At 72.4% G+C, this 11,507-nt stretch carries 10 protein-coding genes and 1 riboswitch; all 10 genes read left to right on the forward strand.

Translation table 11 applies throughout. From position 1 onward, the window contains the following. Window positions 1–53 precede the first annotated feature (53 nt). The 10 genes from B9S64_RS32750 (at window position 54) to B9S64_RS32795 (ending at window position 11,504) form a co-directional block, all read left to right on the forward strand. Complete coding sequence (locus B9S64_RS32750; RefSeq protein ID WP_103493376.1) at window positions 54–938, forward strand: cyclase family protein; 885 nt, start codon at window positions 54–56, stop codon at window positions 936–938. Then, window positions 931–2,373: an MmgE/PrpD family protein gene (locus B9S64_RS32755; protein WP_103493375.1), complete on the forward strand. Its 1,443-nt coding sequence runs from the start codon at window positions 931–933 to the stop codon at window positions 2,371–2,373. Before B9S64_RS32750 ends, B9S64_RS32755 begins: the two co-directional genes overlap by 8 nt. After that, window positions 2,366–3,832 (forward strand): dihydroorotase family protein, encoded by a 1,467-nt coding sequence (locus tag B9S64_RS32760; RefSeq protein ID WP_103493374.1) that lies wholly within the window; start codon window positions 2,366–2,368, stop codon window positions 3,830–3,832. Before B9S64_RS32755 ends, B9S64_RS32760 begins: the two co-directional genes overlap by 8 nt. Before the next feature lie 86 nt (window positions 3,833–3,918). Continuing rightward, the gene (locus tag B9S64_RS32765; RefSeq protein ID WP_103493373.1) at window positions 3,919–4,758 is read left to right on the forward strand and encodes a CoA ester lyase; all 840 of its coding nucleotides are present in this window, start codon (window positions 3,919–3,921) and stop codon (window positions 4,756–4,758) included. Between the two features lie 44 nt (window positions 4,759–4,802). Further along, window positions 4,803–5,633: a precorrin-6A synthase (deacetylating) gene (gene cobF / locus B9S64_RS32770; RefSeq protein ID WP_103493372.1), complete on the forward strand. Its 831-nt coding sequence runs from the start codon at window positions 4,803–4,805 to the stop codon at window positions 5,631–5,633. A 90-nt stretch (window positions 5,634–5,723) separates the two neighbouring features. Beyond that, window positions 5,724–5,905: riboswitch (cobalamin riboswitch) on the forward strand. A gap of 181 nt (window positions 5,906–6,086) precedes the next feature. Beyond that, on the forward strand, window positions 6,087–7,610 hold the full coding sequence (locus B9S64_RS32775; protein ID WP_103493371.1) for a CoA-acylating methylmalonate-semialdehyde dehydrogenase: 1,524 nt from the start codon (window positions 6,087–6,089) through the stop codon (window positions 7,608–7,610). Window positions 7,611–7,616: 6 nt separating this feature from the next. Continuing rightward, window positions 7,617–8,765, forward strand: coding sequence for an acyl-CoA dehydrogenase family protein (locus B9S64_RS32780; protein WP_103493370.1), 1,149 nt, complete (start codon window positions 7,617–7,619; stop codon window positions 8,763–8,765). Beyond that, window positions 8,762–9,823, forward strand: a complete 1,062-nt coding sequence (locus B9S64_RS32785) for an enoyl-CoA hydratase/isomerase family protein (protein WP_103493369.1) — start codon at window positions 8,762–8,764, stop codon at window positions 9,821–9,823. Before B9S64_RS32780 ends, B9S64_RS32785 begins: the two co-directional genes overlap by 4 nt. Next, window positions 9,706–10,716, forward strand: a complete 1,011-nt coding sequence (mmsB, locus tag B9S64_RS32790; protein ID WP_258038026.1) for a 3-hydroxyisobutyrate dehydrogenase — start codon at window positions 9,706–9,708, stop codon at window positions 10,714–10,716. The genes B9S64_RS32785 and mmsB overlap by 118 nt, the downstream gene beginning before the upstream one ends. Beyond that, window positions 10,713–11,504, forward strand: coding sequence for an enoyl-CoA hydratase (locus B9S64_RS32795; RefSeq protein WP_103493367.1), 792 nt, complete (start codon window positions 10,713–10,715; stop codon window positions 11,502–11,504). Before mmsB ends, B9S64_RS32795 begins: the two co-directional genes overlap by 4 nt. The last annotated feature ends 3 nt before the right edge of the window (window positions 11,505–11,507 follow it).

Here is an 11,507-nt window from a genome sequence, read left to right on the forward strand (position 1 = left end):
GTCAACGGGCGGACCACAGAGCACAGAACCACCGAAAGAAGGACGGGACGTACATGAGCAGCACGGCATCGATCACCGGACCCGCGCCCACGAAGCCGCGGGATCCCCTCCTCGCGGCAGTGCGCGAAGGGGTGCGCGTCCTCGATCTGGGCCGCCGGCTCTACATCGGCATGCCCCAGTCGCCCAACCATCCCGCCTACTGGCACACCCTGCCGCGCCGTCACGGGGACCGGGTGCGCGAGGACGGCGGCTCCGCGGCCAACGACATGCTCGTCATGGGCACCCACGTCGGTACCCACATCGACGCCCTCGCCCACGTCTCCCACCAGGGGAAGCTGTTCGGGGGCGCGGACGCCCGGACCGCCGGAGAAGGAGGCGTCTACCCCGACCACGGTGTGCACACCATCGCCCCGATGATGTGCCGGGGCATCCTGCTCGACGTGCCCGCCGCCCTCGGCGCCGAGGTCTGCGAGCCCGGCTACGAGATCACCGTCGCCGACCTGGAAGCCACCGAGCGCCTCCAGAAGACCCCCGTGGAACCCGGCGACGTCGTCCTGGTCCGCAGCGGCTGGGGGCGCCAGTTCGACGCACCCGGCCGGGACGCCTTCATCGGCCACGACTCCGGCGTTCCCGGGGTCGGCGAGAGCGGCGCGCGGTGGCTCGCCGGGCGCCAGGCGCACGCGGTGGGCGCCGACTCCATCGCCTTCGAGCGGCTGGCCCCCGGCGCCGGCCACAGCAGCCTGCCCGCCCACCGGGTGCTGCTGGTGGAGGCGGGCATCTACATCATCGAGACGCTGGACCTGGAGGAGATCGCCGCCGAGGGCATCCACGAGTTCACCTTCGTCCTGTCCCCGCTGCCGCTGTTCGGCGCCACCGGATCGCCCGTCCGCCCGCTGGCCGTGATCAGCGAACCGGTCACGGGAGGCGGCCGTGGCTGAGCGCACCCTCGCCCAGCGGCTCGCCCGGTTCGCCGTCGCCACCACGTACGAGACCCTGCCGGGGGAGGTCACCGACAGCGTCCGCAAGCGGGTCGTCGACGTCCTGGGGCTGTGCGTGGCCGCCCACCGGCTGCCCACCTCCACGGCGATCGTCGAGCACGTACGGGAACAGGGCGGCCGGCCCCAGGCCACCGTCGTCGGCGGCGGACACACCCCGCTGCCCGCGCCCCTGGCGGCCCTCGCCAACGGGGTCCTGGCCCACTCCCTCGACTACGACGACACCCATCTGCCGTCCGTGCTGCACCCCAGCGCCTCGGTCGTCCCCGCGGCGCTCGCGGCGGCCGAGTCCTCGGGAGCGGACGGCCGTGACACCGTCCGGGCCATCGCCGTGGGCCTGGAGGTGTGCGTGCGGCTGGGCATGGCGGGCTACGACCGGGCCTCCGGCAACTCCACCTTCTTCGAGCACGGCCAGCACGCCACGTCGATCTGCGGCGCGCTCGGCGGTGCCGTGGCCGCCGGGCTGCTGCTGGACCTCCCCGAGGACGGCCTCGTGGACGTCCTCGGGGTCACCGCCTCCATGGCCGCCGGCATCATCGAGGCCAACCGGACCGGCGGCACCGTCAAGCGCCTGCACTGCGGACTGGCGGCCCAGTCCGCGGTCACCGCCGCCCAGTTGGTGCGGCGCGGATTCACCGGGCCGCCCACCGTCCTGGAGGGACGCTTCGGGTTCTTCGAGGCGTTCCTGCACGGCGTCTACGATCCGGCCGCCGTCACCACGGACCTCGGCACCGCATGGGCCGTACCGGGCATCTTCTTCAAGCCCTACCCGGCCAACCACTTCACCCACACCGCCGCCGACGCCGCGATGGCGCTGCGCGAGCGGGGCCTCGACCCGGCGAAGGTGGAACGGCTGGTGCTCGGCGTACCGGCGCCGGTGATCCGCACCATCGGCCAGCCCATCGAGCGCAAGCGCGCCCCGGAGACGGGATACCAGGCCCAGTTCTCCGGGCCGTACATGGTCGCGGCCGGACTTCTGGGCGGAGGCGGCGGACTCGGCCTCGGCCTGGACGACTTCACCGACGAACTGGCCCGGGACCCGGTCCGCCGGGCCCTGATGGCCAAGGTCGAGGTCGTCGCCGACGACACGGCCACCGGCGTCTTCCCGGAGCAGTTCCCGGCGGTGCTCACCGCTCACGACAGCGACGGCCGTACCTGGCGGCAGGACGTGCCGCACAACCGAGGCGGCCCGCACCGCCCCCTGTCGGACGCCGAACTCGCCCTGAAGTTCCGTGACAACGCCACCGGCCGGCTGTCCGGGACCGACATCGACACCGTCATGGACCGGGGCGCGCGCCTCGCCGAACTGGACCGCATCCAAGACCTGCTCAGCCCCGTGGCCGAGCTGAAGACAGTGGCAGGAGACCATCATGACTGAGTACGACCTCGTGCTGACCGACGTCCGTGTCGTCACCGACGAACGGGACGAGGCACGGGCCGCGGACATCGCCGTACGCGACGGGAAGATCGTCGAGGTGGCACCCGGCCTGGACACCGCCGGCGCCCGCGACGTCGTGGAAGGCGGCGGGAAGCTGGCCTTCCCCGGAGTCGTCGACGCCCACCAGCACTGGGGCATCTACAACCCGCTCGACGAGGACGCCTCCGTCGAGAGCAGGGCCTGCGCCCAGGGCGGTGTCACCACGGCTCTGACGTACATGCGGACCGGCCAGTACTACCTGAACAAGGGAGGCGCCTACGCGGACTTCTTCCCGGAGGTGCTGGAGCGGACGGCGAACCGCGCCCACGTCGACTACGCCTACCACCTGGCCCCCATGTCCAAGGGCCACATCGCCGAGATACCCGACCTGGTGCGCGAGCACGGTGTCACCTCGTTCAAGGTGTTCATGTTCTACGGCGGCCACGGCCTGCACGGACGCTCCGCCGACCAGAGCTCCTTCCTGATGACCCCCGAGGGGGAGCGGTACGACTACGCCCACTTCGAGTTCGTGATGCGGGGCGTCCAGGAGGCCCGGGAGCGGTTCCCCGACATCGCCGACCAGATCTCGCTGTCCCTGCACTGCGAGACGGCCGAGATCATGTCGGCGTACACCCAACTGGTCGAGGAGGCCGGTGAGCTGACCGGTCTGGCCGCCTACAGCGCCTCACGCCCGCCGCACTCCGAGGGCCTGGCCGTCTCCATCGCCTCCTACCTCGCCCACGAGACCGGCCTGCCCACGATCAACCTGCTGCACCTGTCCTCGCGCAAGGCGGTGGACGCCGCCGTACGCATGGGCCGGGCCTTCCCGCACATCGACTTCCGCCGCGAGGTCACCGTCGGACACCTGCTCGCCGACATCACCACCGCACACGGACCGGGCGGCAAGGTCAACCCGCCGCTGCGGCCCCGCGAGGACGTCGAGGCGCTGTGGGAGTACGTCCTGGACGGCACCGTCGACTGGGTCGTCTCCGACCACGCCTGCTGCCGCGAGGAGGCGAAGTTCGGCGAGCCGAAGGACGACGTCTTCCTCGCCAAGTCCGGTTTCGGCGGGGCGGAGTACCTGCTGCCGGGCATGGTCACCGAAGGTACCCGGCGCGGTCTGTCCCTCGGCCGGATCGCCGCTCTGACCGCGTGGAACCCGGCCCGGCGCTACGGGCTGCCCACCAAGGGACGGCTGGCGGCCGGCTTCGACGCGGACATCGCGCTGGTCGACCCGGACCACACCTGGACCGTCCGCGCGGCCGACTCGGAATCCGCCCAGGAGTACACGCCCTTCGAGGGCTTCGAGCTGACCGCCCGGGTCACCGACACCTTCCTGCGCGGCACCCGCGTCCTGACCGACGGCAAGGTCGGCGGTGAGCCCACCGGCCGCTACCTGCACCGCCCCACCGGCCGCTGAGCGGACCGGGCGGACACGAACCGCGGTGGCGGACGGAGCCGCTCCGCCACCGCGCCCCACCGAGCGGCCATGAAGGAGGACGAAGCGTGAGATCCGCGCTGTACGTGCCGGGGGACCGTCCGGACATGCTGGCGAAGGCCCTCGGGAGAGGCGCCGACGCCGTGATCGTGGACCTGGAGGACGGTGTCGCCCCGGCGGCGAAGGAGTACGCGCGGACCACCGCCGCCCGATGGCTGGGGGAACTGCCGCCGTCCGGGTCCCGGTCGGGCACGGAGATCTGGGTCCGGATCAATCCCGGCGGCCCGGGACTTCTCGACGCCCGCGCGGTGGCCCTTCCCGCTGTCGCCGGGATCGTGGTGGCCAAGGCCGAGCACGTCGACGACCTCGCCGCCGTGGCCGGCGAACTGGCCTCGGCCCCCTGGATCGCGCTCTGCCCCCTCCTGGAGAGCGCGGCCGCCCTGCTGGCCGCGCCGCTGATGGCCCGAGCGCCACGGGTGACGAGAATGCAGCTCGGTGAGGCGGACTTCTGCGCCGACACGGGCATCGTCCCCGGGCCGGACGAGAGGGAGCTGCTGTGGCCCAGGACGCAGCTCACCCTGGTGAGCGCGGCCGCCCGGCTGGCACCGCCGCTCGGCCCGGTCAGCACCGACTTCCGTGACCTCGGCGCCCTGCGCCGCTCCACCACCGCCCTCAAGCGCCTCGGCTTCGGCGGCCGGACCTGCATCCACCCTGCCCAACTCGCCGTCGTCAACGAGGTGTTCACCCCGTCCACCAGTGAACTCGACCGGGCCCGCGCACTGGTCGAGCGATTCGAGAGCGCAGGCTCGGGCGTGGCTCAGGACGAGTCCGGCCGCATGATCGACGAGGCGGTGGTGCGCGGCGCCCGGCGCGTCCTGGCGGCGGCGCGGGAGGCCGGCGCGCACTGAGCCCGCGCGCCCTCCCCAGGGACGCGCGTGTGAGACTGCGTACCATGACCGCACAGCAGCGCCGGATCCTCGTCATCGGTATCGGAGCGGGCGACCCGGACCACCTGACCCTCGCCGCGGTGAAGGCCATGCGGCGCACCGACGTCTTCTTCGTCGTCGGGAAGGGGCCCGAGAAGGCGTCACTCACGGACCTGCGGCTCCGCATGCTGGACGAGCACGCGCGGATGCCCTACCGCGTCGTGGAGACCGACGACCCGAGCCGGGACAGGCGCCCGATGGGGCGCGGTGACTACACCCTGGCCGTCGACGACTGGCGTACCCGTCGCGCGGACCTCTTCGAGGCCATGCTGCGTGACGAGATGACGGCCGAGGAGACCGGTGCCTTCCTCGTGTGGGGCGACCCGTCCCTGTACGACAGCACGCTCGGCATCCTGGCCGACATCGAGGCGCGTGGCACCGTCTCGCCGGACGTCGAGGTCGTTCCCGGCATCAGCAGCGTCTCCTCGCTCGCCGCCCGGCACCGCATCCCCCTCAACCAGGTCGGCCGGCCGGTGCACATCACTCCCGCCCGGCGGCTCTTCGACGTCGGCCAGAACGACGACGGCGACATCGTCGTCATGCTCGACGCACACGAGTCGTTCTCCCGGATCGAGGGGGAGGGCGTCTGGATCTACTGGGGGGCGTACCTCGGTACGCCCGACGAACTGCTGGTCGCGGGACCGCTGCGGGACGTGGCGGACCGGATCAGGCGGTTGCGGGCCGAGGCGCGGAGCCGGCACGGCTGGATCATGGACACGTACCTGCTGCGGCTCGCGGACGCGGGGACCGGACCGACGGCACCGGTGACACCCGGGGAGCCGGGCGGCGACGCGTAGGACAAGCTCCGGCACCTGCCGCGGTACGGCCCCGTCCGGCTGACCTGACGGACCCTGACACGGGTGCTGGATTTACTAGGACGTCCAACTATAGAGTGGCGGGTACAAGGCCCGCGGTGCAGGGAAGCCGGTGTGATTCCGGCACGGTCCCGCCACTGTGACCGGGGAGTACGCCGTCGAGCAGGACGCCACTGACGAGCAGGATGTCGGGAAGGCGGACGGCGCACGCTGATCCGGGAGTCAGGATACCGGCCGCGGGACGTTCCGTGTTGTCCACGAGGATGGAGCTGACACGCATGGCACAGGTGTGTACCCACGACCCTGGTGAGCCCGCCGTCTGACGGGACTTCGGCCCTATGCGATCTCGCGCCCCCCGGCGCCCGTACGCCACCCGCGTACGTGTGCGGGCTCGGCGCGCCGTCCCCGGATCCCTCCTGACGAGAGCAGGCAGTCATGGTCCGCGAGCAGGAACGCGCCTCCGTGCGCGAGTTGACCCACTTCATCGGCGGCAAGCACACCCCGGGAACCTCGGGGGCCCACGGCGAGGTGTACGACCCGAACACCGGCGAGATCCAGGCCCTCGTGCCCCTCGCCGACCGCACCGAGACGGAGGCGGCCGTCGCCGACGCCGTCCGCGCCCAACGCGAGTGGGGCGGGTGGAACCCGCAGCGGCGCGCCCGCGTCCTGACGCGGTTCCTCCAGCTCGTCGAGGGCGAGAAGGACGCGCTGGCCCGGCTGCTGTCTGCCGAGCACGGCAAGACGGTCGCCGACGCACACGGTGACATCCAGCGTGGTCTGGAGGTGGTCGAGTTCGCGGCGGGGATCCCGCACCTGCTCAAGGGCGAGTTCACCGACAACGCCGGCACCGGCATCGACGTCCACTCGCTTCGCGCCCCGCTCGGCGTGGTCGCCGGCATCACCCCGTTCAACTTCCCGGCGATGATCCCCCTGTGGAAGGCCGCACCCGCACTCGCCTGCGGCAACGCCTTCATCCTCAAGCCGTCCGAGCGCGACCCGTCGGTTCCGCTGCGGCTCGCCGAACTCTTCCTGGAGGCGGGCCTGCCGCCCGGCGTCCTGAACGTGGTCAACGGGGCCCGCGAGGCCGTCGACACCCTCCTGGAAGACCCGCGGGTGGCGGCCCTCGGCTTCGTCGGCTCGACACCGGTCGCGGCGCACGTCTACGCCACGGCCGCCGCCCACGGCAAGCGCGCCCAGTGCTTCGGCGGGGCGAAGAACCACATGATCGTGATGCCGGACGCCGACCTGGACCAGGCGGTGGACGCCCTGATCGGCGCCGGGTACGGCTCGGCCGGCGAGCGCTGCATGGCGATCTCCGTCGCGGTCCCGGTCGGCGAGGACACCGCCGACGCCCTCGTGGCCCGGCTCAAGGAGCGCATCGGCACCCTGCGGATCGGGCGCGGCGACGACCCCGACGCCGACTTCGGCCCCCTGATCGGCCCGGACGCCGTCGACCGGGTCCGCTCCTACGTCGGCCTCGGAGTCGAAGAGGGCGCCGAACTCGTCGTGGACGGGAGGGACTTCGTCCTGCCGGGTCATGAGAACGGGTTCTTCGCCGGAGCCTCCCTCTTCGACCGGGTGACCCCTTCCATGCGGATCTACCAGGAGGAGATCTTCGGCCCGGTGCTCTCCGTCGTACGCGCCGCCGACTACGAGGAGGCCCTGCGCCTGCCCAGCGAGCACGTCTACGGCAACGGCGTCGCGATCTTCACCCGCGACGGGGACACCGCCCGGGACTTCACCCGGCGGGTGGACACCGGCATGGTCGGCGTCAACGTGCCCATCCCGGTGCCGGTGGCCTACCACACCTTCGGCGGCTGGAAGCGCTCCGGCTTCGGCGACCTCAACCAGCACGGGCCCGACGCGATCCGCTTCTACACCCGTACGAAGACGGTCACCTCCCGCTGGCCCGCGGGTCTGCGCGAGGGCGCCAGTTTCACGATCCCCACGATGGGCTGAGCGGCCATGACCAGCACCCTGCTCACCGAGGACCAGCAGGCCCTCGTGGAGACCACCCTCGACTTCGCCCAGGACCACCTCGCCCCGCACGCCCTCGACTGGGACCGCGACAAGCACTTCCCGGTGGACGTACTGCGCAAGGCGGCCGGGCTCGGTCTCGGTGGCGTCTACGTCCGCGAGGAGTCCGGCGGTCAGGGGCTCACCCGGGCCGACGGCGTCCTCGTGTTCGAGTCCCTCGCCTCCGGCTGTCCGTCCATCGCCGGATACCTCTCCATCCACAACATGGTCGCCTGGATGGTCGACCACTACGGCGGCGACGCCCAGCGCGAGCGGTGGCTGCCGCGTCTGTGCGCCATGGAGGACCTCGCCAGCTACTGCCTGACCGAGCCGGGCGCGGGCTCGGACGCGGCGGCCCTGACGAGCCGCGCCGTCCGGGACGGCGACGGCTGGGAGCTCACCGGGGTCAAGCAGTTCATCTCCGGCGCCGGGGCCGCCCAGGTGTACGTCGTGATGGCCCGCACCGGCGGCGAGGGCGCCGGCGGGGTGTCCGCGTTCGTCGTCGACAGGGACGATCCCGGCGTCACCTTCGGGCCGAACGAGCGGAAGATGGGATGGAACGCCCAGCCCACGCGCCAGGTGGTCCTGGACGGGGTCCGCCTGCCCGCCGACCGGCTCCTCGGCCGGGAGGGCGAGGGCTTCCGGATGGCCATGAGCGGCCTCAACGGCGGGCGTCTCGGCATCGCCGCCTGCTCCCTGGGCGGTGCCCGCAGCAGCCTGGACCGCAGCCTGACCCATCTGGCCGACCGCGAGGCGTTCGGCATGAGGCTCCTCGACGCCCAGGCGCTGCGCTTCCGTCTCGCCGACATGGCGACCGAACTCGCCGCGGCCCGTGCCCTGGTGGGACAGGCCGCCCAGGCGCTCGACCGGGGCGATCCGCAGGCACCGTACCTGTGCGCGATGGCGAAGCGGTTCGCCACCGACACCGGCTACTCGGTCGCCGACCGCGCCCTCCAGCTCCACGGCGGGTACGGCTACCTCAGCGAGTACGGCATCGAGAAGATCGTCCGCGACCTGCGTGTCCATCAGATCCTGGAAGGAACCAACGAGATCATGCGCGTCATCGTGGCCCGCGGTCTGACGGAGGCGTTCGGATGAACGACGTCCTTGTCCGTACGAGCGGCCGTCTCGGCCACATCCGCCTGAACCGGCCCAAGGCCCTGAACGCACTCACCCACGCGATGGTGCTCCGTATCGACGAGGCGCTCACACGGTGGGCGCACGACCCGGCGGTCGAGACCGTCGTCATCACCGGAGAGGGGGACCGAGGTCTGTGCGCGGGCGGCGACATCCGGGCCGTCCACGACGACGCCCGCGACGGCGACGGCAGCGCGTCGGCCGCCTTCTGGCGTGACGAGTACCGCCTCAACGCCCGGATCGCCCGCTATCCGAAGCCCTATGTCGCGGTCATGGACGGCATCGTGATGGGCGGCGGTGTCGGCGTCTCGGCGCACGGCAGCGTCCGGGTCGTCACCGAGCGGTCCAGGATCGCCATGCCCGAGACCGGGATCGGCTTCGTCCCCGACGTCGGCGGCACCTACCTGCTCGCCCTGGCCCCCGGCGAGCTGGGTACCCACCTCGCCCTGACGGGCGCGCCGATCGGCGCCGCGGACGCCCTGCTGTGCGGGCTCGCCGACCACCACATGCCCTCGGCCTCGCTCCCGTCCTTCCTCGGCGACCTCGCCGGGCTGCCGGTACGAGAGGCCCTCGCACGCCACGTCCAGGAGCCGCCGCCAGGAGAACTGCCCGGCCGGAGGGAATGGATCGACGCCTGTTTCTCGGCCGGCACCGTCGAGGAGATCGTCCGGCGGCTCCTCGCCCACGGCGGCCAGGACGCCGAGAAGACCGCCGGGACCCTGCTCACCAAGTCCCCGACCGCGCTCAAGGTCACCCTGGCGGCCCTCCGCCGGGCCCGCCGGCTCGGGCCACTGGAACGCGTGCTGGAGCAGGAGTACCGGGTGTCCCTCGCGATGCTGACCGCCCCCGACCTGGTGGAGGGCATCCGGGCCCAGGTCATCGACAAGGACCGTGACCCCAGCTGGTCTCCGGCCACCCTCGCCGAGGTCACCGACGCGGATGTCGAGCGCTTCCTCACCTCTCCCGACGGGCGCGGACGCGCCGTCGCGGCCGACACCACCGAGGAGGTGGCCTGGTGAGCCGGACCGTCGCGTTCATCGGACTCGGACACATGGGCGGCCCGATGGCCGTCAACCTCGCCAAGGCCGGCCACCGGGTGCTGGGACACGACCTGGTGCCCGCGGCGGTGGAGACCGCCGCCGGTTCCGGCGTGGAACCAGCCGCGTCCGCGGCCGAGGCCGTCGCCGCCGCCGACGTGGTCGTCAGCATGCTGCCCGCCGGGCGCCACGTGCTGTCCCTCTACGACGGCATCCTGACCGCCGCGCGCCCCGGCACCCTCTTCGTCGACTGCTCCACCATCGACGTCGCCGACGCGCGCACCGCCCACGAGCGGGCCGTCGCCGCCGGGGTGCGGGCCCTGGACGCCCCCGTCTCCGGAGGGGTGGTCGGCGCGGAGGCCGCCACGCTCACCTTCATGGCGGGTGGGGGAGAGGCCGAGTTCGCCGAGGCCGGTCCCCTGCTGGAGGTCATGGGCAAGAGGGCCGTGCACTGCGGCGGACCGGGCGCCGGACAGGCCGCCAAGATCTGCAACAACATGATCCTCGGCGTCTCCATGATCGCGGTCAGCGAGGCGTTCGTCCTCGGCGAGAGCCTCGGGCTGTCGCACCAGGCGCTGTACGACGTGGCCTCCACGGCGTCCGGACAGTGCTGGTCACTCAGCGTCAACTGCCCCGTCCCCGGGCCCGTCCCGACGAGCCCCGCCAACCGCGCGTACCGGCCGGGATTCGCCGCCTCCCTGATGGCCAAGGACCTGGGCCTGGCCGCCAACGCCGCCCGTGAGGGCGGTGTGCACGCCGAACTCGGCATGCGGGCCGCCGAGTTGTACGCCAGATACGCCGAACACGTCGGTGACTCGGAGGACTTCTCCGGCATCGTGCGAACCGTCAGGGACCGGAGCGGAGCAGAGGGATGACCACCGAATCCACCGGCGGGTACGAGACCGTCCTCGTCGAACGCAAGGGCCGCACCGCCCTGCTCACCCTCAACCGGCCCAAGGCGCTCAACGCGCTGAACCTCCAGGTGATGCACGACGTCGTGGCCGCCACCGAGGCCCTCGACCGGGACCCCGACTGCGGCTGCGTCGTGATCACCGGCTCCGCGAAGGCGTTCGCGGCCGGCGCCGACATCAAGGAGATGCGGCCGCGGGGGTACATGGACATGTACCTCACCGACTGGTTCGCCGCCTGGGACCGGCTCGGACAGCTGCGGACCCCGACCGTCGCCGCCGTCGCCGGATACGCCCTCGGCGGCGGCTGCGAGCTGGCCATGCTCTGCGACATCGTGCTCGCCGCCGACACCGCCGTCTTCGGCCAGCCGGAGATCAAGCTCGGGGTGATCCCCGGCATCGGCGGCTCCCAGCGGCTGACCCGCGCGGTGGGCAAGGCCAAGGCCATGGAGCTGTGCCTGACCGGGCGCACCATGGACGCCGCCGAGGCGGAGCGGGCCGGACTCGTCTCCCGGGTCGTGCCCGCCGACGAGCTGGTCGGTGAGGCACTGGCGGTCGCCGAGACCGTGGCGGGCATGTCGCTGCCGGTGGCCATGATGGCCAAGGAGGCGGTCAACCGGGCGTTCGAGACGACCCTGGCCGAAGGCGTCCGCTTCGAACGCCGGCTCTTCCACGCGGTGTTCGCCACCGCGGACCAGAAGGAGGGCATGACCGCCTTCACGGACAAGCGGCCCCCCGCCTTCCGGCACCGCTGACCC

The organism is Streptomyces sp. SM18, assembly GCF_002910775.2.
Taxonomy (GTDB): Bacteria; Actinomycetota; Actinomycetes; order Streptomycetales; family Streptomycetaceae; genus Streptomyces; species Streptomyces halstedii.